This is a genomic window from Pseudomonas sp. MWU16-30323 (assembly GCF_020515595.1).
Classification (GTDB): domain Bacteria; phylum Pseudomonadota; class Gammaproteobacteria; order Pseudomonadales; family Pseudomonadaceae; genus Aquipseudomonas; species Aquipseudomonas yamanorum.
This window is the reverse complement of sequence record NZ_JAIWYM010000007.1, coordinates 117,999-139,649: the sequence shown is the minus strand read 5'-3', so window position 1 is coordinate 139,649 and position 21,651 is coordinate 117,999. Positions and strand designations below refer to the sequence as shown.

Below are 21,651 nucleotides of genomic sequence, written 5' to 3'. Positions count from 1 at the left end.
CGGTGCAGTGACCTGCGCAGTGCTCGGCGGTGCTGCTGGTGGCTATACGGGCGGAGCTGTCGCTGGCGGGTATGGCGCTGAGTTGGGTGAATTGCTGTATGTGGGTAAAGAACCGTGGACATAAGTATGGACACGTTAATTACGGTCATGCTGTGTATAGAAGTAATGGTTCTTGGCGGCATTGTGACTTATGTTAATTACAGAAAACTGGACGAGTTGGAGAGTTACTTCAGTGAGAATGAGGTGGTTCAGCGGAACAAGCGCTTTTGGCCCGGAAAAATGCCCTACGACAAAATGATGCGCATGGCTCTACTCGGGTCCCTTTTTATGATCCCTAGATCTTATATAAGAGATGGTGAGATGACCGAAGAGGAGTTCAATTCCGTTCCGTCGCACCTCAAACGCTGGGTTCTGTGGCCTGACTATCTGGGGATCCAGTGGTTGGTGTGCGCAGGCCTGTGGTACTTCCTGAAACCTTAGGCCTATGTTCTAACGGCGCATCATTCAGCGCCGTTTTGCCATCCCGACATGGCAAGATGAACGTTGCTCAGGTTTACTAGTCCCTGAGTAAGCGTTTTGCCGACCTTGCACGTCGGTTCATCAAGGCCACCGAATGGACAAATACACCCCCCACACCTGGCAGCCCCACGAGCGCCCGAGCCTGCCGGGCTCGCCGTCGACGCCGCTGCATTCCACCCGCAAACGCTGGGCCTACGCCTTGGTCGGCGTGCTGGTGGCAATCACCGGCGGCCTCGGCAACTCGCTGGTGATCGCCAATCTGGTGTACCTCCAGGGCGCCCTGGGTGCCACGACGGCCGAGATGGCCTGGCTCCCCGCCGCCTATGTCATGACCAACGTCTCCATGAACCTGCTGCTGGTCAAGTTCCGCCAGCAATTCGGCCTGCGGGCGTTCACCGAAGTGTTCCTGGTGCTCTACGCCCTGGTCACCTTCGGCCACCTGTTCGTCAACGACCTCAGCTCGGCGATTGCCGTACGGGCGGCCCACGGCATGGTCGGCGCCGCCCTCAGTTCCCTGGGCCTGTACTACATGATCCAGGCCTTCCCTGCGAAATGGCGGATGAAGGCCCTGGTCCTCGGCCTGGGCACCGCGCAACTGGCACTGCCCCTGGCTCGGCTGTTCTCCGAAGACCTGCTGCAAATCGCCGAATGGCGCGGCCTGTACCTGTTCGAACTGGGCATGGCCCTGACCTGCCTGGGCTGCGTGTTCCTGCTCAAGTTGCCCCCGGGCGACCGCTTCAAGACCTTCGAAAAACTCGATTTCCTGACCTTCGCCATCCTCGCCACCGGCGTCGCCTTGCTCTGCGCGGTGCTGTCCCTGGGCCGCATCGATTGGTGGCTGGAAGCGCCGTGGATCGGTATCGCCTCGGCCTGCTCGCTGGTGCTGATCATGGCCGGCCTGGCCATCGAACATAACCGCTCCAACCCGTTGCTGATGACCCGCTGGCTGGGCAGCGGGGCGATGATTCGCCTGGCGTTGGCGGTGGTGCTGATTCGCATGGTGCTTTCGGAACAGTCCACTGGCGCCGTGGGGTTCATGCAGATGCTGAACATGAGCAACGAGCAAATGCGCACGCTGTACTGGGTAATGCTGGCGGGGGCGATTGCCGGCCTGGCCGTCAGCGCGTTGACCATCAACCCGGCGCACCTGTTGATGCCGTTGATCATCTCCCTGGCTTTCATGGCCACCGGCTCGGTGATGGACAGTTTCTCCAGCAACCTCACGCGCCCGCAAAACATGTACATCAGCCAGTTCCTGCTAGGCTTTGGCGGCACGTTCTTCCTCGGGCCGACCATGGTATTGGGCACGAAAAACGTGCTGACCAACCCCAGGAACCTGGTGAGTTTCTCGGTGTTGTTCGGTATCTGCCAGAACCTCGGCGGCCTGATCGGCGCGGCATTGCTGGGCACGTTCCAGATCGTGCGGGAAAAATTCCATTCCAGCATGATCGTCGAACACCTGACCTTGCTCGATCCGCGTGTGGCGGCGCGGGTGGCCAGTGGCGGTTCGGCCTATGGCGGGGTGATTGCCGACCCCGAGTTGCGTAACCTGATGGGCATTCGCAGCCTGGCCACCGCAGCCACCCGTGAGGCGAATGTGATGGCCTATAACGATGTGTTCATGCTGATCGCGATCATCGCCATACTCACCATGATCTGGATTTTTATCCGCAGCCTCTGGCTGATGAGTACCACTAAAGCTGCCGCCAGTGCAGCGCCTCCCGTTCAACCCAGCGGCGCACTTTCTTCATGACCGAACCGACGACGACCACCACCAACGCCATCGCTTCCACGCCGGAAGGCACCGCGCCACCGAGCATGCCGGCCACCGAACCGCGCTCCTTGCGGGTGCGCATCATCTCTTCCATGGGCTTTGCCGCGATTGCGATCATCGGCGTGCTGATCGTGCTCTACGCCTGGCAGTTGCCGCCCTTCAGCAGCGCCGTGGAAACCACCGAGAACGCCCTGGTGCGTGGCCAGGTGACGATCATCGGGCCGCAGCTCAGCGGCTACGTGTATGAAGTGCCGGTGACGGACTTCCAGTACGTCAAGGCCGGGGATTTGCTGGTGCGCCTCGATGACCGCATCTACAAGCAGCGGTTGGATCAGGCCCTGGCGCAATTGGCGGTGCAGCAGGCGTCCCTGGCCAATGTGGTGCAGCAACGCAACAGTGCCGAGGCGACCATCAAGCTGCGTCAGGCCGCCTTGGCCGACAGTCAGGCCCAGGCGCGCAAGAGCACCGCTGACTTGCGCCGCAACGAAGAGTTGATCAGCGACGGTTCGGTGTCCAAGCGCGAGCTGGACGTGACCCGTGCCGCCAATGCGCAAACCATCGCAGCCGTGGCCCAGGCCCAGGCCAGCCTGGAAATCGCCCGGCAGGATTTGCAGACAGTGATCATCAATCGCGGTTCGCTGGAGGCGGCGGTGGCCAATGCCGATGCGGCGGTGGAGCTGGCGCGTATCGACCTGTCGAACACCCGCATCATCGCCCCGCGTGACGGGCAACTGGGACAGATTGGCGTGCGCCTCGGGGCCTACGTCAACAGCGGCGCGCAGTTGATGGCGCTGGTGCCGAACCAGTTGTGGGTGATCGCCAATATGAAGGAAACCCAGATGGACAACGTGCAGGTCGGCCAGCCGGTGACCTTCACCGTGGATGCCCTGGACCATCGCAAGTTTCACGGCACAGTGCAGCGTATTTCCCCGGCGACCGGCTCGGAATTCAGTTTGTTGCAGGCGGATAACGCCACTGGCAACTTCGTCAAGATCGCCCAGCGGGTGCCGGTGCGGATCACCGTCGACCCGGGGCAGGAGCAGAGTGAACGGCTGCGGCCGGGGTTGTCGGTGGTGGTGAGTATCGACACGGCGGGGCGCCTCAAGAACACCCCGCCCTAAGACACAATCGAGATCAAAAATGTGGGAGCGGGCTTGCTCGCGAATGCGGAGTGTCAGTCGCAGATGTGTTGACTGATCCACCGCATTCGCGAGCAAGCCCGCTCCCACATTGGTGTTGTGTTGTTAGAGGGTTTTGTATTGCAGGCTGAAACTCAGTTCTGCCGACTGGCCTTGTTCCAATAGCTTCAACCCCGGCCTACCCGGCAGGTGATGGGCATTCACCGGATGACTCACCGGCTCGAAACAGAAAAAATCCAGCCCCGGCGGGCAGTACAGCAGGTAGTAGTCGCTGCCGGTGGCCTGGCATTCCAGGATGTAACCCAACTCTGGCTGTTGGATGACGCAGCGCCCGTCCCATTGGCCAAAACCGTTATCCACCAGCGCCTCGGGCAACGACTTGAGCCGTTGGAAATCCCACTCGGCGGGCACGGCAGCCAGGCCCGTCGGCAATTTCGCCGCATCACTCATCCACACCTGCCCAGCTTTGGCCTGCAATTGTGTGCCAGGCCTGCGGGGCAGATACGGATGCAATCCCAGGCCATGCCACGCTGCGTTTTCTGCCAGGTGCGTGACGCGCAAGGTGATGCTCAACTTGCCGTCCTTCAACTGAACCCGCTGCTCGGCGCGATACGCAAAGGGTGTGCTGCTGTCCAGTTGCAACACCACTTCGTCTGCCGTCTGGCTGACCACCTGCCACACCTGTTGCCAGGCGCTGCCATGAATCGGCAGCGGGTCCAGCGGGCTGTTGGGTTCAAGTCCCAACCACCCAGACGGGTTATCAAAGCCACCTTCGGCCACCCGGTTCGACCAGGGCGCCAGTGGGAAACACCCCAGCTTGCCCGGCAAACCGGTGCCCAGTGCGTGTTGATCAGTAGGGCGCAGCAAGGGTTGGCCGCTGCTGCGCACGGTCCAGTTGACGAGGCTGCCACCCAACGCTGGCGCCAGCGTCAGGTGGGTGAGGTTGTCTTCGAGTTCAAGCATCAGCGCACCCTTGATCGTTCCCACGCTCTGCGTGGGAATTCATCCTGTGACGCTCTGCGTCACGGTTTTAAGAGCGGACGCAGAGCGTCCATGGCGGCGTTCCCCCGCAGAGCGTGGGAACGATCAGTTCATAACACCAGCCCAGGCAACCACAACGACAACGCCGGAATGTAGGTCACGGCCAGCAGCACCAAAAACAGTACGCCATAAAACGGCAGCAGTGCCTTTACGGTCTTCTCGATGCTGACCTTGCCCACCGCCGCCCCCACAAACAGCACTGCGCCCACTGGCGGAGTGATCAGGCCGATGCCGAGGTTCACCAGCATGATCATGCCGAACTGCACCGGGTCGACGCCGATACCGAGAATCACCGGCATCAGGATTGGCGTCAGGATCAAAATCAGCGGCGCCATGTCCATCACCGTGCCCAGCAACAGCAGCATGGCGTTGATGCACATCAGGATCACATAGCGGTTGTCCGACAGGGTCAGGAACATCGTGGTGATTTTCGCCGGGATCTGCATCAGGGTCATGATGTAGCCGAAGCTGGCGGCGAACGCGATCAGGATCATCACGATGGAAATGGTGCGCACCGTGCGGTGCATCAGCTTGGGCAGCTCGCTCCATTTGTAGTCGCGGTAGATGAACATGGTCACGAAGAACGCCCACAGCACCGCAATCGCTGCGGACTCGGTGGCGGTGAAGATGCCCGACAGAATCCCGCCAAGAATGATCACCATGGCCATCAAGCCCCACAGGGCGTCGGCGCAGATTTTCAGTGCCTGTTTCAGGGGGATCACTTCGCCTTTGGGGTAGTTGCGCTTTTTCGCGAAGATCAGGCACAGCACCATCAGGCAGGCGCTCATCAGCAGGCCCGGGACCACGCCAGCCATGAACAGCGAGGCAATGGACACGGTACCGCCGGCCGCCAGGGAGTAGAGCACCGAGTTGTGGCTGGGGGGCGTCAGCAAGGCTTGCACCGAGCCGCTCACGGTGACAGCGGTGGCGAACTCACGGGGATAACCACGGCGCTCCATTTCCGGAATCAGCACCGAACCGACGGACGCCGTATCGGCCACCGACGAACCCGAGATCGCGCCAAAAAACGTCGAGGCCATGATGTTCACCAGGGACAAACCGCCACGCACAAACCCCACCAGCACCCCGGCAAACGCCACCAGGCGCCGGGACATGCCGCCTTCGGCCATGATCGCCCCGGCCAGCACGAAGAACGGAATCGCCATCAGCGAAAACTTGTTCACCCCGCCAGCCACCTGAATCATCAGGGCCTGGAACGGAATGTCGATCCACCACGCGCCGATCAGCGCAGAAAGCCCCAGGGCGTAGGCCACCGGCATGCCAATCAGGATCAAGGCGATAAAGCTGCCCAACAGAATCAACGCGTCCATTCAGGCAGCCCCTTCACTTTCTTCAACCAGGTCGAAGCGCACGACCCGACGGTTGCTCTGGTCACCCAGCAGGAGTTTTTCCAGCACAAAAATCAGCGTCAGCAAACCGCCAATCGGGATCGGCATATAGGTGATGCCCACCCGCAAGGTCGGCATGGCGCTCATGAACTGGTTCCAGGTGGACAGGCACAACTTGCTGCCCCAGATCGCCATGAACAGGCAGATGGTGCCCATCAGCAGTTGCGAGACGATGCCGACGATGTGGCGCTGGCCAGGCGGCAGGCGGTCGGTGACCATGGCCACCGACATATGCGCCCCGGCGCGGTAACTGGCGGCGGCGCCGACAAAGGTGAACACCAGCATCAGCAGGATGGCGGTGGGCTCCGGCCAACTGGAGCCGGTGCCGAGGACGTAGCGGGCGAAGATGCCCCAGGGGATGATCAGCGCGACGCCGAGAACGGCAAGGCCGGCGACCCAGATGCAGCTCATGTAAATGCGGTCGTTGATGCGCAGCAGTAAATTCTTCATGGCGTTCACCGTGACCGGGCGCGTCGATGCCGACCGCGCCGGGCCTTTTCTATGAGAGGCGGTTGGGTTACTCGACGGCTTCGATGCGCTTGATCAGGTCGGCGTAAGGGGCGCCGTACTTGTCACGAATCGAAGCGGTGGCCTCATAGAACGGTTTTTTGTCGATGTCGATGAACTCCACACCGGCGGCCTTGAGCTTGGCTTCACTGCTGGCGGACTTGGCGTCCCACAGCTCGCGCTCCTGGATCTGCGCGGCCTTGGCGGTGTTTTTCACCAGCACCTGTTGCTCGGGGGTGAGCTTGTTCCAGGTGATTTTCGACATCACGATGGGCTCGGGCAGGATCAGGTGGCCGGTGAGGCTGTAGAACTTGGCGTTCTGGTAGTGGTTGTGTTCCAGCAGGGTGGGCGGGTTGTTTTCCGCGCCGTCGATCACCCCGGTCTGCAGGGCGCTGAAGATCTCGCCGGTGTCCATGGCAATGCCGTTGCCGCCCATGGCGTTGATGGTTTCGATGAAGATCGGGTTGCCCTGCACGCGGATCTTCATGCCCTTGAGGTCTTCGATCTTGCGCACCGGTTTCTTGGTGTAGAGGTTGCGCGTGCCGCCGTCCATCCAGGCGAGGGCCACCAGGTTGAATTCGGAGTTGGTGATCTTGGCGAGGATTTCATCACCAATCTCACCGTCGATGACCTTGCGCATGTGCACCTGGTCACGGAACACGAACGGCATGTTGAACACGTTTACGTCCGGCACCACCGGGCCGACGATGCCGAGGCTGACCCGGGCCATCTGGATCGCCCCGACCTGGGCTTGTTCGACCACTTCCTTTTCCGAGCCCAGCACGCCGCCGGGGAACATCTTGAAGGTCAGGCCGCCGTTGCTTTCGGCCACCAGGGTTTTACCCAGCCGTTCTTCGGCGACGACGGTGGGATAGCCGGCGGGGTGAATGTCGGCGAACTTGATTTCCAGTGCGTGGGCGGTGCTGCCGAGGGTGAAAACGAACGGGAGTGCAGCGGCGAGCAAGGTGCGTTTGAAGTCCATGGGGTGTCTCTCCAGTCTTGTTATTGTTTTGTTCAAGGCACAGCGATGCAGCTAGAGGATGAAGTGCGGTTCGGCCATTCCCTGTACGCCAGGGTTGAGGGCGAAGACGCCGCCGGCCAGGGAGTGGGGGCTGTGGTCGTCGCGGATCGAGGTGACGAACAAGGTGTCCAGGCGGCTGCCGCCGAAGGCGCACATGGTGGGTTTTTTGACCGGCACGGCCAGTGAACGGTCGAGGCGACCGTCGGGGGTAAAACGGTGCACCAGCCCGGCGTCGTTGGCACAGATCCAGTAGCAGCCTTCAGCGTCGACGGCGGCCCCGTCGGGGCGGCCGAGGAACTGGTGCATGTCCACAAACAGCCGACGATTGGACGGCGTGCCGCTGTCGATGTCGTAGTCGAAGGCCCAGATTTGCTGCACCAGCGGGTGCGAGTCCGAGAGGTACATCGTGCGCCCGTCGGGGCTGAAGGCCAGGCCGTTGGGGGTGATCAAACCGTTGAGCTCCGTGTGCACGGGTTGGCCGGCTTGATAGCGATAAAGCACACCCTCAGCCGCATTCGCGCCCATGTTCAGCACCATGCTGCCAGCCCAGAACCGGCCCTGGCGATCACAGCGGCCATCGTTCAGCCGCATGTCCGGTCGGGCGTGCTCGACGCTGGCCAACGGCGCGGTGTCGAGCCTGCCGTCATCGTGGGGCGTCAGCTGGAAAAACCCGGTTTCCATGCCCGCGACCCAGTTGCCCGTCGTGGTGGGGGCGATGCAGGCGAGCATCTGCGGGGTTTTCCAGGCTTGCACCTGGCCGCTGGTGGCACTCCAGCGCTGCAGCTCGGCGTTGGGAATGTCCACCCAGTACAGGGCGTTTTCCTCGGGCACCCACACCGGGCATTCACCTACGGCGTTGCGGGCGTCGACAATCAGTTCTGCTTGCATGGCCACTCATTCCCTTGGGTTGGTCTGTGGTCAGTCACCGAACGGGCCGGCGGCACAAAACGCACCGCCCTGGTACACCCGCGCCGGGTCGTCGATGGCGGGCAGCGGCTGGGCTTCCACCTGTTTGCGGAACACCTCGGAGGTGTCCTGCGGGGTGAAGCCCAGGTGGGCGGCAAAGCGGTTGTCCCACCAGACGTCGAGGTTATCCGACATGCCGTAGACCACGGTGTGGCCGACGTTGGGTGTGTACAGCGCGCGTTCGAGCAGTTGGGTGAGGTCGTCGAAGCTCAGCCAGGTGTGCATCATCCGGCGGTTCTGCGGTTCCGGGAACGAGGAGCCGATGCGGATGCTGACGGTCTCGATGCCGTAGCGGTCGAAGTAGAAACTGGCCATGTCCTCGCCGTAGGATTTGGACAGGCCGTAGTAACTGTCCGGACGGCGCGGGGAGTGGGCGTCGAGGACTTCGCCCTGCTTGTAGAAACCGATGACGTGGTTGGAGCTGGCGAAGATGACGCGCTTGACCCCATGGCGGCGGGCGGCTTCATAGATGTGGAAGACCCCGCAGATGTTCGCGCCCAGTACTTCCTCGAACGAGCGCTCCACCGACACGCCGCCGAAATGCAGGATCGCGTCGACGCCTTCCACCAGGTGGTGCACGGCCTGTTTGTCGGAAAGATCGCAAGGCAGCACTTCTTCGCCGTCGTCAGCGGCCGGGGCCATGTCGGCGATGTCCGACAGCCGCAGTACCTTGGCGTAAGGGCGCAGGCGTTCGCGCAAGACTTTACCCAAGCCACCGGCGGCGCCGGTGAGCAGCAAACGGTTGAACGGGGTAGGGGCTGTGGTGGTGGTCATGGTGGTCCCGTTATTGTTGTAGGTTGTCGTATGACTAATCCGAAGTATCGTTAGGCTTTCCTACACTTGTCAACGCGCTATTGGTCGAAGTTGATAGTGGGTCAGCGCTGTCCTGTGGTGAGGGAGCTTGCTGTGGAGAGAGAGCTTGCTGTGGCGAGGGAGCTTGCTCCCGCTGGAGTGCGAAGCGCTCCCAAGATTTTGGGGCCGCTGCGCAGCCCAGCGGGAGCAAGCTCCCTCGCCACAGGGAGCTCTCTCTCCACAGTCAGCTCTCCCGCCACAAAAGCCTTTCCGGTTGTTTGTAAACCGCTATAACAACGACAGTGGGTAACTGATGAATATCCGGTTCTCATCAAACTCGTTGGTACTGAAATCCCGGCGCATTGTCGCGTTGCGCCACCGCACATTCAGGTCCTTCAGCGCGCCGCTCTGCACGGTGTAGGCCAGTTCCGACTCGCGGCCCCATTCCTTGCCGTTGGTGATCGCCCCGGTGTGCACGTTATCGCCGCTGATGTAGCGGTTCATCATGGTCAGCCCGGGAATGCCCAGTACCACGAAGTTGAAGTCGTGCCGCACCTGCCAGGACTTTTCCTTGGCGTTGTCGTAACTGGCGTTGTAGCTGTCGTTGGCCAGGGTGCCGCCGCTGGTGCCGTTGACCCGCATCCAGGCGCTGTCGCCGGTGAGTTTCTGCAGGCCGATATAGAAGCTGTTGCCTTTGTATTTGGCCGAGAGCAGGGCGAACGCGGTTTTGTTGTCGAGGTCGCCGGCCAGGGCCTTGCCGTCCTCCTTGCCGGTGAAGTACCCGAGGTTGGCGCCCAGGGTCCAGTCGCCCACGGGTTGGCTGTGGGTGAGGTTGAAATACTGTTGCTGATAGATGTCGCTCAGCTCGGCGTACCACACGCCCACTTGGGTGCGCTTGTCGTTGAAGGTGTATTCGCCGCCGCCGAAGTTGAAGCGGTCCGAGGTGAACGCAGCTTTGCCGTTGAGGAACAGGTCATCCATGCTCGCGTCGTTGCGCGGGCTGTTGCCGCGGAACTGGCCGCCGTACAGGGTCAGGCCAGTGATTTCGCTGGAAGTGACCTGGCCGCCTCGGAAGGTTTGCGGCAGTGAGCGACCGTCATCCGAACGCAGGATCGGCAGCACCGGCATCCATTCGCCGACTTTCAATTCAGTCTTCGACAACCGGGTTTTCAGCGCCACGCCCAGGCGGCCGAAATTGTCCGCGGGGCGGCCATCGCTGCCGATCGGCAGCAACTGGGTGCCGGCGGTGCCTTTGCCGCCGTCGAGTTTCTGCGAGTACAGGCCCAGCACGTCGAGGCCGAAACCGACGGTGCCTTGGGTGAAGCCGGACCTGGCGTCGAGAATGAAGTTTTGCGTCCACTCCTCGGCCTTGCCCTGGGGGTAGGCGGGGTTGGTGAAGTTGCGGTTGAAGTAGGCGTTGCGCAGGTTGAGCGTGGCGGTGGCGTCGTCGATGAAGCCTTCTGCCGAGGCGGTGACGGGGAGGGTGAGGGCCAGGCTGCTCAAACCGATGGCGGCGAAACGGGTGGTGCAGGAGAAATGGCGGACGTGTTGGCTCACAGTGACGCTCCGTTGTCTTTTTGTTGTTTTTATTTTTTGTTATACGTTGTCGTACAACATTGGTGGCGATATTTGCGAGGTTTTACCGGGTTGTCAATCGAAAGTTATACGATGACCCCCTGTGTGAAGGAAGCCAGTGGAGGAGGGGTTATCCGGCTGCAACCATGGGCGGCAAGGTACCAAGCAGCGAAACGGCGGCTACCGCCGAAACACCTAGTAACCATTCAATCATCACGCTGGCCTTCAACGCAGGCAGTCGCTGCTCACAGTTGTGAATCCGCAGGCGGTTCAACAGTGCCAACGCGAGCATGCCGAACACCAGCAGCACCTTGATCAGCAGGATCAGGGCGAACCCAGTGAACAAGGGTGTCGGCCAGAACTGCCCGGTGAGCACCCGCACGTTGATCAGGCCGGTCACCAGCAATCCCGTCACCAGCCCATAACCGATGCCGCTGAAACCCTTGAGGATCGGTTCCAGTGGATAGCGGGGCGATTGCCTGAGGATCAGCACCAGCAGGAGCAAGCCACCCAGCCAGGCACCGACACACACCAGGTGCACCACCTGATTGAGGATCAGCAGTTGCCCCGCCACGCCATTGAGCATGGCGCCATGGCCTACCGGTGCCAGCGTCGCCAGCAGCAATGCACAGAGCGGCAGGCGCACGGCCTTCCACGGCGTCATCAAGCCGAGCACCAGCAGCACGTTCAGCACCAGGTGCCAGGTCCAGACCTGGCCGAAGAAGGTTTTACCCAGCACCAACCGCACCGTCGACAGCTCCAGCGCGCCCAGCCCGACACCGGCCATGCTCGCACTGATCAACAGCAACCACGCCACCCCCGACACCAATGCCAGCCACGCCAACCCTTGGGTGATGCGCGCCAGTTGGCGGTCCAGCACCGGTTGCGGTCCCGCGCCCAGCAGCCAGGGCCTGAACACACAGGCCCCGAACATCAACAGCACCACGATGAAATGCAGGAAGCGGCACAGCACCAGCAGGGTGGCCATGAATTATTGGCCGACCTTGAAGCTGTATTCACCGTTGCTCTTATGGGTATCCACCGAGACGGCGTTCCACACCACTTTGTAGGTGCCGGCGGCCAGTGGTGCGGCCGGTGTCACCACCAATACTTTCTTGTCGGCGTCCGGGGTTTCCAGGCCTTTGATCGCGACTTCGGTACCGTCCTTGCTCAGGGACACCTTGGTGAAGGTCGCTTCAACGCCTTCGCTGAACGTCAGGCGCAGGTCCTTGGGGGCGGCGACGCTGCTGTCGGCGGCAGGCTCCGAGCTTTTCAGGTGAGCGTGGGCAAACGCGGCCGAGGCGCCCAGCAGGGAAGCCAGCAGGGCGACGGTGGTGAGGGTTTTCTTGATCAACATTGTTCAATACCTTCAGGTGAGAGTCAGTCGTTCGGCAGTGCCATGTGCAACAAGGGAAAGGGCTTGCCTTCGCCATCGACCGGCGAGCGGCCAGTCTGGGTAAAACCATAGTGCAGATAGAAACCCACGGCCTGTGGATTCTGCTCGTTCACGTCGACCCGCAGGGTGTCGTGGCGGGCGCGCACGAAGTCCAGCAACTGGCGGCCGATGCCCTGGCCTCGCCGGCTCGGGTCGATAAACAGCATCTCGACAGTGTTGCCGCCGGTGCCGACGAAGCCGGCAATGCCTTGGGCGTCTTCGTACACCCACACCTCAAGGGCGGGCATGGGCAGGTAGCAGTCGCGCACCAGGGGCAGCAGGCGCTGGATGTCGTCTTCGCTGAGAAAGTCATGGGTGGCGCGCACCGAGCGTTCCCACAGTGCGCCAAGCACCGGGTCGTCGCACGCGTCTCGCAGTCGAATAGTCATGGAGATGATCCTTCGAGGGGATGGCGATGCTAACCAATCCGCTTTCCACGGGGAAGGTGCTTGTACGAAGTTTCACCGTGGCGTGTCGCCGGGACCTAGAGCCGATGGTAGTCTTGAAGCCATGTTGTTGTCAGGGAGCCCTTATGGGCAATCACAAGATCGGTATTCGTCGGGTCAACGTCGAAAAGATTCTGCTGGCGGCGGAAAAGGTTTTCGCCGAGAAGGGCTATGGCAGCACCGCCATGGCCGACATCGCCGAAGAAGTGCAACTGCCGCGCTCCAACCTGCATTACTACTTCAGCACCAAGAGCGAGCTGTACAGCGCGGTGTTGTTCGACCTGCTGGAAGTGTGGAAACAGGACGCCTTGTGCTTCGAGATGTTCGACGACCCGCGGGTGGTGCTCAGCAGCTACATCCGAGCCAAGATGCAACATTCCCGCAGCCGGCCCTATGGTTCGAAAGTCTGGGCGAATGAAATCATCCATGGCGCGCCGACCCTGGGGGAGGCGCTGGATGTGAGCCTGTATGACTGGGCCAAGATGAAGGAAGCGAAGATTCGCCAGTGGGTGGAAGACAAGCGGATCTTGCCGGTGGAGCCGTCGAGCCTGCTGTATATGATCTGGGCGTCGACCCAGCACTATGCCGACTTTGATCACCAGGTGAAGATCCTGAATGACCACCAGCCGTTGTCGGACATGCAGTTTGAGCGGGCGGTGCAGACAGTGACGAGTGTGATTTTACGGGGGATTGGGTTGGAGCCGTAGATCGTTCCCACGCTCCGCGTGGGAATGCCGCTCTGGACGCTCTGCGTCCGCTCTTAAGGTCGTGACGCGGAGCGTCAACGGATGCATTCCCACGCGGAGCGTGGGAACGATCATTCAGGCTACACCGCCTCGCGGTAGGGATTGCGCGGATCCTGCGTCCAGTTCAAAAACGGCTTCCCGGTCTCCACCGGCACCATCTCGATACAGTCCGCCACTGGGCAGGTGATCTGGCACAGGTTGCACCCCACGCACTCGTCATCAATCACCTCGTACTTATGCGTCCCGTCCGCCTGCTTCAAGCTGGCAATCGCCTGGTGCGACGTATCTTCGCAGGCAATATGGCAACGCCCACAGCCAATACACGCCTGCTGATCAATCTTGGCGATCACCTGGTAATTGATATCCAGGTACTTCCAATCCGTCGTATTGCCCACCGCCCGCCCGGAAAACGCCTGCAGGCTGCTGTAGCCCTGGCTGTCCATCCACCGCGACAGCCCGTCCTTCATCTCTTCGACAATCCGAAACCCATGCAGCATTGCCGCCGTGCACACCTGCACCGCGCCGCAGCCCAGCGCCACGAATTCCGCCGCATCGCGCCAGTTGCCAATCCCGCCAATCCCGCAGATCGGCAAGCCTTGTGTCTGAGGGTCCCGGGCAATCTCCGCCACCATGTTCAACGCAATTGGCTTTACCGCCGAGCCGCAGTAACCACCGTGAGTGCTTTGGGTGCCCACCATCGGCAGGGCGACCATGCGCTCCAGGTCGACACTGGTGATGGAGTTGATGGTGTTGATCAGCGACACCGCATCCGCGCCACCGCGATAGGCCGCCCGCGCTGCTACGCGAATGTCGGTGATGTTCGGTGTGAGCTTGACGATCACCGGCAGCGAACAATAGGTCTTGCACCAGCGGGTCACCTGTTCCACGTACTCCGGCACCTGGCCCACCGCCGCGCCCATGCCGCGTTCCGGCATGCCGTGGGGGCAGCCGAAGTTCAGCTCGATGCCGTCGCAGCCGGTGGCTTCCACCAGCGGCAGGATGTTTTTCCACGACGCTTCTACACACGGCACCATCAGCGACACGATCAGTGCGCGGTCGGGCCAGTCTTTTTTCACCTGGGTGATTTCTCGCAGGTTGATCTCCAGGGAACGGTCGGTAATCAGCTCGATATTGTTGATGCCGAGCACTTCACGGTTGGCACCAAAGTGCGCGGAGTAGCGCGATGAGACGTTGACCGCGGCCGGGTCTTCGCCGAGGGTTTTCCAGACGACGCCGCCCCAGCCGGCTTCAAAGGCGCGGACCACGTTGTAGGCCTTGTCGGTAGGCGGCGCGGAGGCCAGCCAGAAGGGATTGGGGGCTTTGATGCCGGCGAACACAATCGAGAGATCGGCCATTACGCAGCCTCCACATTCAGCGTGAGTTGGGCGTGCATGGCTTGCGCGGCCAGCTTGCCGTGTTGCACGGCCTGGACGGTGAGGTCCTGGCCGAGGCTGACGCAATCGCCACCGGCATACACACCGGGGATGCTGGTGCGCAGCTGTTCGTTGACGAAGATACGATCGCCCTGGCGTTGCAACTGGTGGGCCAGCGGGTCGTGCAGCGCCGCGTCGTCGAACCCTTGGCCGATGGCCTTGAAGATGGCGTCGGCGGCCAGTTCGAAGGTTTCGCCGGTGGCTTGCAGGCGACCATCGACCATGCGGGTACGGGCGAAACGCATGCCGCGCACATGGCCCTGGTCGTCGAGCAGCACCTCTTCGGGCTGGGCCCAGGTCAGCAGGCGTACCTGGTTGGCCTTGGCGATGTCCTGCTCGTGGCCGGTGGCGCCCATTTCACTCAGGCCCCGGCGGTACACCAGGTTGACGTCACGGGCACCGAGGCGGGCCATTTGCACGGCCATGTCGATGGCCGTGTTGCCAGCGCCGAGGACAATGCAGCGGTCGGCCAGGGGCAGTTGGCTGAGGTCATCGGCCTGGCGCAGTTCACGGATATAGTCGGTGGCGGCGAGCAGGCCGGGGGCATCCTCGTGAGGCAGGCCGAGCTGTTTGCTGGCGGCCAGGCCGAGGCCGAGGAACACCGCATCGAATTGCTGGTGCAGCTCGCTCAAGGTCAGGTTGTCGCCCAGGCGCTGGCCGTGACGGATCTCGATGCCGCCGATTTGCAGGAGGAAATCCAGTTCCTTTTGCGCGAAGTCATCCACCAGTTTGTACTTGGCGATCCCGTATTCATTCAGGCCGCCGGCTTTTTCCCGGGCTTCGAAAATCACCACGTCATGGCCGTGCAGGGCGCTGCGATGGGCGCAGGACAAGCCCGCAGGCCCGGCGCCGACCACCGCGATGCGTTTGCCGGTGGGCGCGGCGCGCTGGAACGGGTGTTCGCTGAAGTGCGCGTTGTCCACCGCGTAACGCTGCAACAGGCCGATCAGCACCGGGGCACATTCCTCGGCGTTGTTGCGCACGCAGGCTTGCTGGCAAAGAATTTCTGTCGGGCAGACCCGGGCGCAACTGCCGCCGAGGATATTCGCCGAGAGAATCTTCTGCGCGGCGCCCTGGACGTTTTCCGTGTGGATATTGCGGATGAACGAGGGGATATCGATTTCGCTGGGGCACGCGTTGACGCACGGCGCGTCGTAGCAGTAGAGGCAGCGCGACGCTTCCAGTCGGGCTTGCCGGGCGTTGAGCGGCGGCGCCAGGTCGGTGAAATGCGCGGCGAGGGCTGCCGCATCTTCATGAGGGTGGGGAAGATGGTTCAGGGTCTGGATCACGGTATTGGCCTCACGGTTTTTGAGGTGCTGCCTCTGGTGGGCAGTGGTTTTTTTGTTGCCTGTACCGGCCTCATCGCAGGCAAGCCAGCTCCCACATTTGAATGTATTCACCGCTCAAAAATGTGGGAGCCGGGCTTACCCGCGATAGGCCGAAGGCCGCTTTCAGCGTTTCACAGCAACCGGCCTGGAACGCTCCGCCCGCTTGCTCAACTGCTCAAACACCGGCGGATACGTCGGCCGTTCGATATACCGTCCCGCACCTCGCTCGGCGCGCAAATCCCCATCCGCCCAGACCAGCTTGCCCTGGCTGACGGTGTGGCTCGGCACGCCGCGCACGGTCTTGCCTTCGAAGATGTTGAAGTCGACTTTCTGGTGGTGAGTCTTTGCAGAAATGGTCCGTGTGCCTTGCGGGTCCCACAGCACCAGGTCAGCATCGGCTCCCACGCGGATCGCCCCTTTGCGCGGGTACAGGTTGAAGATCTTCGCGGTGTTGGTGGAGGTCAGCGCGACAAACTCCTGCATCGACAAGCGCCCGGTGTTCACGCCTTCATCCCACAACAGCGCCATGCGATCTTCGATACCGGCGGTGCCATTGGGGATCTTGCTGAAGTCATCCCGCCCGGCAGCTTTTTGTTCGGCGCAGAAGCAGCAATGGTCGGTGGCGGTGGTGTGCAGGTTGCCTGACTGCAGGCCATGCCACAGCGCCTCCTGATGCCCGCGTGGGCGGAAGGGCGGGCTCATCACGTAGCCGGCCGCAGTCTGCCAGTCGGGGTGTTGATACACGCTGTCGTCCAGCAGCAGATGCCCGGCCAAGACTTCGCCGTACACCGGCTGGCCCTTGCTGCGGGCGTAGGTGATTTCATCCAGCGCTTCCTGGGTGGACACGTGCACCAGGTACAGCGGGGTGCCGATGGTTTCGGCAATCCGGATCGCCCGGCTGGCGGCTTCGCCTTCCACCTGCGAAGGCCGCGACAACGGATGCGCTTCAGGCCCGGTAATGCCCTGGGCCATCAGCTTGCGTTGCAGGTGATACACCAGCTCGCCGTTTTCGGCATGCACCGTCGGCACCGCGCCCAGTTCCAGGCAGCGTTCGAAGCTCGCCACCAACGTATCGTCGGCGGCCATGATCGCGTTCTTGTACGCCATGAAGTGCTTGAAGCTGTTGATGCCGTGGTGGCTGACCAGCTCGGCCATTTCCTCGCGGACCTGCTCGCTCCACCAGGTAATGGCCACGTGAAAACCGTAGTCCGACGCCGACTTCTCGGCCCAGCCGCGCCACTGGTGAAAGGCTTCCAACAGGGATTGCTGTGGGTTGGGAATCACAAAGTCGATGATCGACGTGGTGCCGCCCGCCAACCCGGCGGCCGTGCCGCTGAAAAAGTCTTCACTGGCCACGGTGCCCATGAAGGGCAATTGCATATGGGTATGGGGATCGATGCCGCCGGGCATCAGGTATTGACCGCTGCCATCGAGTATCTCGGTGCCGGCGGGAATATCCAGATCAGTGCCAATGGCGCGGATTAGACCGTCTGCGCATAAAACATCAGCTCGGTAACTTTCATCATGGGTAATAACGGTAGCGCCACGGATCAACAGCGACATGTCGAGTTCCTCACAGGCTTGACCGGCTTGTGCCAGTTCTAAGTGTTGTCATGCATCGCGCCGCTGGAGAATTAATTCCTGTCAGCGGTGACAGGAATAGAAACTAGCCCGAGTTTTTCGAATGAGCAAGAATATTTTTTATAAGCTTATATAGATATTAAGTAATTGAATTTTAACGATAAAAAATAAAAATCACCAAAATGTAGCGGCCTCTCACCATTTTGACGCACTTGACAGGTTCTCAATATGAGCAACATTTCCTATTGCAAATCAGACGCTTGAGACATGCCTCTTGACGGGGCCGGTAAATAAAAATAATTGTGTTGCACCAGATTGAGTCCTGAGGGTTCGGACAACTTCTGCGTTATTTGGCCTGAGTAACGCTGAAAGTAACGAGAGGCTCTTCGGTCGAGACAATAAAGCTGATAAACATCAGCAAGTTATACAAGCGGTGCGGGCAGGTTGACGGTTTACGGCACGGTTATTGAGTGCGGTGGCGGTTGGCCGGGTCCCGGATGTCATGTTGTCAACGCGGTACTCCGGCCATCCCGTGCACGTCACGGGGTGAGCAAAAATAATTCGAAAAAACCGTGGAGCGGCCATGCAACAGAACAGATCGCAAGTCATTGAACGCAACGGCCTGTACGAACTCGACGCCGGCCCCGACGTCCTCGACAGCCCCCGTTACAACCACGACATGGCACCGACCAAGGTGCGCGAACGCACCTGGAACAAGTGGCACATCACCGCGCTGTGGATCGGCATGTCGGTGTGTGTGCCGACCTACACCCTGGGTGGCGTGCTCACCGCGTACTTCGGGTTGTCGGTGGGCGAGGCGCTGATGGCGATCCTGCTGGCCAATATCGTGGTGTTGATCCCGCTGACCCTCAACGCCTTCCCCGGTACCAAGTACGGCATCCCGTTTCCGGTGTTGCTGCGCTCGTCCTTCGGCGTGCTCGGTTCCAACGTGCCGTGCCTGATTCGCGCCCTGGTGGCGTGTGGTTGGTTCGGCATCCAGACGATGTTTGGCGGCCTGGCGATTCACCTGTTTCTCGGCTCAGTGTTTGAGGGCTGGAAATCCCTTGGCGGCACCGGTGAAGTGATCGGTTTCATGATTTTCTGGACCCTGAACCTGTGGGTGGTATTGCGTGGCGCCGAGTCGATCAAATGGCTGGAAACCCTGTCGGCACCGCTGCTGGTGGCGGTGGGAATCGGGCTGCTGGTGTGGGCGCTGCCGAATGTCTCGCTGAGCGAATTGATGGCGATCCCGCCCAAGCGTCCCGAAGGCGCGAGCCTCACCGGCTACTTCATGGCGGGCCTGACGGCGATGGTAGGTTTCTGGGCCACCTTGTCATTGAACATTCCCGACTTCAGCCGCTACGCCAAGAGCCAGAAAGACCAGATCCTCGGGCAGATTTTCGGTCTGCCGCTGACCATGTTCCTGTTCGCCGCCCTCGGCGTGATCATGACCGCCGCCTCGGTGAAACTGGTGGGTGTCAGCGTCTCCGACCCGGTTACCCTGATCGGCCACATCCAGAGCCCGATATGGGTGGCCGTGGCCATGGCGCTGATCATCATCGCCACCTTGTCCACCAACACCGCGGCGAACATCGTCTCGCCCACCAACGACTTCCAGAACATCGCGCCCAAGCTGATCAACCGCACCACGGCGGTGGTCCTCACCGGCCTGGTGGGCCTGGCGCTGATGGCCCACGAACTGCTGAAAAAGCTTGGGCTGATCATCTCCGACGTGAGCCTGGAAACCGTCTACTCCAACTGGCTGCTGGGTTACTCAAGCCTGTTGGGGCCGATTGCCGGGATCATGGTGGTGGACTATTTCATCATCAAGAAACAGCAACTGGACCTTGCCGGCTTGTACCGCGATGACGTGTACCCGGCGTGGAACTGGCATGGCTTCCTGGCCTTCGGCGTGCCGGTGGTGCTGACGCTGTTGTCCCTGGGCAGCGATGCCTTCAGCTGGTTCTACAGCTATGGCTGGTTCACCGGCTCGGCGTTGGGCGGGTTGTTGTATTACGCCCTGTGCATGAAGCGCGGCGCCCGCGTAGTCGCCGTAAAAACACCGCTTTAATCGATGTGGAATGCAATCCAATGTGGGAGCGGGCTTGCTCGCGAAGGCGGTGATTCAGCTAACACATCGGGCGACTGGCACACCGTATTCGCGAGCAAGCCCGCTCCCACATTTTTGATCGCAGTCTGCCAGTGAGAGTCTGGTCAAATTCATAAGAACTACTGCCTGAGGAGACCCCCATGAACGCTGCCATAGACGTTCTGCAATCCACCCATCAGCACATCAACCGCGATCGTCTGTGGCTGTCCCTGATGGAACTTGCCAAGCTCGGCGCCACGCCCAAGGGCGGCGTCTGCCGCCTGGCCCTGACCGACCTCGATCGCCAGGCCCGCGACCTGTTTGTGAAGTGGTGCGAGGACGCGGGCTGTACCGTGACCATCGATGGCGTCGGCAATATCTTCGCCCGCCGGCCAGGGCGTAATCCCCAGTTGCCGCCGGTGATGACCGGCAGCCATATCGACACCCAGCCCACCGGCGGCAAGTTTGATGGCTGTTTTGGTGTACTGGCAGGCGTTGAGGTGTTGCGCACCCTCAATGACCTGAAAGTGGAAACCGAGGCGCCGCTGGAAGTGGTGGTGTGGACCAACGAAGAAGGCTCGCGCTTTCCGCCCTGCATGATGGGCTCCGGGGTGTTTGCCGAAAAATTCACCCTGGCCGATACGCTGGCGAAGACGGATGCGGACGGCGTGACCGTGGGCGACGCGCTGAATGCCATTGGTTATGCCGGTACGCGGCCAGTGAGCGGGCACAAGGTCGGCGCATATTTCGAAGCGCATATCGAGCAAGGCCCGATTCTTGAGGATGAAAAGAAAACCATCGGCGTCGTGCTGGGCGCCCTTGGCCAGAAATGGTTCGACCTGAAACTGCGGGGTGTCGAGGCGCATGCGGGGCCGACCCCGATGCACCTGCGCAAGGATGCCCTGGTAGGTGCCGCTGCCGTGGTGGCTGCAGTTAACGCCGCTGCGCTGGGCCATCAGCCTCACGCCTGTGGCACCGTCGGCTGCCTGCAAGCGTATCCGGGTTCGCGCAACGTCATTCCTGGCGAAGTGCGCATGACCCTGGACTTCCGTCATCTGGAACCGGCGCGACTGGACTCAATGATTGCCCAGGTGCGCAAGGTGATCGACGAGACCTGCGCCAAGCACGGCCTGACGTTCGAGATGCCCCCCACTGCTGACTTCCCGCCGCTGTATTTCGACAAGGGCTGCGTGGATGCCGTGCGTGACGCGGCCAATGGCCTGGGACTGTCGAACATGGACATTGTGAGCGGGGCAGGGCATGACGCGATTTTTGTCGCGGAGCTGGGGCCGGCGGGGATGATCTTTGTGCCGTGCGAAGGCGGCATCAGCCATAACGAAATCGAGAATGCCGCGCCGGATGATCTGGCGGCGGGCTGTGCGGTGTTGTTGCGGGCGATGGTGGCGGCTTCGGTGGCGATTGCCAGCGGCAAACTGGCCGCCTGAGTCCGCAGGCTTCACTCCTCTCCAATGTGGGAGCCGGGCTTGCCCGCGATAGCGGTGTTTTAGACACAGTTGCAGTGCCTGACACTCCGCTATCGCAGGCAAGCCAGCTCCCACATTTATGGGGCAGCTAACGGCTACCATCGCATCCACCACCCGATCTACAAGCAACTGCACGCCCTCCAGCATCCGACACATCCCCAGCACCACACTGCGCTGTGAACCATCAACCTCAAAGGCCAAGTGCGCGGCGATGGCATTGATAGATTCCAGATCCTGAGAGGCATTAAGCAGTAGGGTTTCGGTATCGAGACCAGGGCGGAGGGTGAAGAGCAGGTTTGAATCGGAAGAAGGATTTGGACTGTCTTTGATCATGATGTAGTTCCTGGAGAGTTAGAGACTACCACC

Annotated in this window: 19 protein-coding genes and 1 pseudogene; 6 read left to right on the top strand and 14 right to left on the bottom strand. The window is 61.2% G+C overall.

Annotated elements, in window-relative coordinates:
* Positions 1-126 precede the first annotated feature (126 nt).
* From LIY45_RS11355 to LIY45_RS11345, 3 genes are all read left to right on the top strand, one after another.
* Entirely contained in the window at positions 127-480 is a 354-nt protein-coding gene (locus LIY45_RS11355; RefSeq protein WP_226476370.1) for a hypothetical protein, read from the top strand.
* A gap of 133 nt (positions 481-613) precedes the next feature.
* The gene (locus LIY45_RS11350) at positions 614-2,272 is read left to right on the top strand and encodes an MFS transporter (protein WP_226476369.1); all 1,659 of its coding nucleotides are present in this window, start codon (positions 614-616) and stop codon (positions 2,270-2,272) included.
* Positions 2,269-3,414, top strand: a complete 1,146-nt coding sequence (locus tag LIY45_RS11345) for an HlyD family secretion protein (RefSeq protein WP_226476368.1) — start codon at positions 2,269-2,271, stop codon at positions 3,412-3,414. Before LIY45_RS11350 ends, LIY45_RS11345 begins: the two co-directional genes overlap by 4 nt.
* Positions 3,415-3,537: 123 nt before the next feature.
* Here LIY45_RS11345 and LIY45_RS11340 read toward each other — a convergent pair whose 3' ends face one another.
* The 10 genes from LIY45_RS11340 to LIY45_RS11295 form a co-directional block, all read right to left on the bottom strand.
* Complete coding sequence (locus LIY45_RS11340) at positions 3,538-4,395, bottom strand: aldose 1-epimerase (RefSeq protein ID WP_226476367.1); 858 nt, start codon at positions 4,393-4,395, stop codon at positions 3,538-3,540.
* A gap of 128 nt (positions 4,396-4,523) precedes the next feature.
* Positions 4,524-5,804 carry a TRAP transporter large permease gene (locus tag LIY45_RS11335; RefSeq protein ID WP_017476913.1) on the bottom strand — a complete coding sequence of 427 codons (1,281 nt, stop codon included), beginning with the start codon at positions 5,802-5,804 and terminating at the stop codon, positions 4,524-4,526.
* Positions 5,805-6,332: a TRAP transporter small permease gene (locus LIY45_RS11330; protein ID WP_226476366.1), complete on the bottom strand. Its 528-nt coding sequence runs from the start codon at positions 6,330-6,332 to the stop codon at positions 5,805-5,807.
* Positions 6,333-6,399: 67 nt separating this feature from the next.
* On the bottom strand, positions 6,400-7,371 hold the full coding sequence (locus tag LIY45_RS11325; RefSeq protein ID WP_226476365.1) for a TRAP transporter substrate-binding protein: 972 nt from the start codon (positions 7,369-7,371) through the stop codon (positions 6,400-6,402).
* Between the two features lie 51 nt (positions 7,372-7,422).
* Positions 7,423-8,298 (bottom strand): SMP-30/gluconolactonase/LRE family protein, encoded by an 876-nt coding sequence (locus LIY45_RS11320; protein ID WP_226476364.1) that lies wholly within the window; start codon positions 8,296-8,298, stop codon positions 7,423-7,425.
* A 30-nt stretch (positions 8,299-8,328) separates the two neighbouring features.
* On the bottom strand, positions 8,329-9,150 hold the full coding sequence (locus tag LIY45_RS11315; protein WP_226476363.1) for an NAD(P)-dependent oxidoreductase: 822 nt from the start codon (positions 9,148-9,150) through the stop codon (positions 8,329-8,331).
* Positions 9,151-9,456: 306 nt separating this feature from the next.
* Positions 9,457-10,725, bottom strand: a complete 1,269-nt coding sequence (locus tag LIY45_RS11310) for an OprD family porin (protein ID WP_226476362.1) — start codon at positions 10,723-10,725, stop codon at positions 9,457-9,459.
* Between the two features lie 148 nt (positions 10,726-10,873).
* Positions 10,874-11,731, bottom strand: a complete 858-nt coding sequence (gene copD, locus LIY45_RS11305; RefSeq protein ID WP_226476361.1) for a copper homeostasis membrane protein CopD — start codon at positions 11,729-11,731, stop codon at positions 10,874-10,876.
* A gap of 3 nt (positions 11,732-11,734) precedes the next feature.
* Positions 11,735-12,100, bottom strand: a complete 366-nt coding sequence (copC, locus tag LIY45_RS11300; protein WP_003207825.1) for a copper homeostasis periplasmic binding protein CopC — start codon at positions 12,098-12,100, stop codon at positions 11,735-11,737.
* A 23-nt stretch (positions 12,101-12,123) separates the two neighbouring features.
* A complete protein-coding gene (locus LIY45_RS11295; protein ID WP_226476360.1) occupies positions 12,124-12,567 on the bottom strand; it encodes a GNAT family N-acetyltransferase in 444 nt (147 codons plus the stop codon).
* 143 nt (positions 12,568-12,710) lie between these two features.
* Here LIY45_RS11295 and LIY45_RS11290 point away from each other — a divergent pair, with 143 nt between their 5' ends.
* Positions 12,711-13,331: a TetR/AcrR family transcriptional regulator gene (locus tag LIY45_RS11290; RefSeq protein ID WP_003207828.1), complete on the top strand. Its 621-nt coding sequence runs from the start codon at positions 12,711-12,713 to the stop codon at positions 13,329-13,331.
* Positions 13,332-13,450: 119 nt separating this feature from the next.
* Here LIY45_RS11290 and preA read toward each other — a convergent pair whose 3' ends face one another.
* From preA to hydA, 3 genes are all read right to left on the bottom strand, one after another.
* The gene (gene preA / locus LIY45_RS11285; RefSeq protein WP_226476359.1) at positions 13,451-14,725 is read right to left on the bottom strand and encodes an NAD-dependent dihydropyrimidine dehydrogenase subunit PreA; all 1,275 of its coding nucleotides are present in this window, start codon (positions 14,723-14,725) and stop codon (positions 13,451-13,453) included.
* A complete protein-coding gene (locus LIY45_RS11280; RefSeq protein WP_226476358.1) occupies positions 14,725-16,092 on the bottom strand; it encodes an NAD(P)-dependent oxidoreductase in 1,368 nt (455 codons plus the stop codon). The genes preA and LIY45_RS11280 overlap by 1 nt, the downstream gene beginning before the upstream one ends.
* A gap of 162 nt (positions 16,093-16,254) precedes the next feature.
* A complete protein-coding gene (gene hydA, locus LIY45_RS11275) occupies positions 16,255-17,694 on the bottom strand; it encodes a dihydropyrimidinase (protein ID WP_226476357.1) in 1,440 nt (479 codons plus the stop codon).
* 601 nt (positions 17,695-18,295) lie between these two features.
* Here hydA and LIY45_RS11270 point away from each other — a divergent pair.
* Positions 18,296-19,783 carry an NCS1 family nucleobase:cation symporter-1 gene (locus tag LIY45_RS11270; protein ID WP_226476356.1) on the top strand — a complete coding sequence of 496 codons (1,488 nt, stop codon included), beginning with the start codon at positions 18,296-18,298 and terminating at the stop codon, positions 19,781-19,783.
* A 179-nt stretch (positions 19,784-19,962) separates the two neighbouring features.
* Positions 19,963-21,246: a Zn-dependent hydrolase gene (locus tag LIY45_RS11265; protein ID WP_226476355.1), complete on the top strand. Its 1,284-nt coding sequence runs from the start codon at positions 19,963-19,965 to the stop codon at positions 21,244-21,246.
* 144 nt (positions 21,247-21,390) lie between these two features.
* Here the strand turns inward: LIY45_RS11265 and LIY45_RS11260 are convergent.
* Positions 21,391-21,618: pseudogene (locus LIY45_RS11260) on the bottom strand (hypothetical protein); the annotation flags it as partial.
* Positions 21,619-21,651 lie beyond the last annotated feature (33 nt).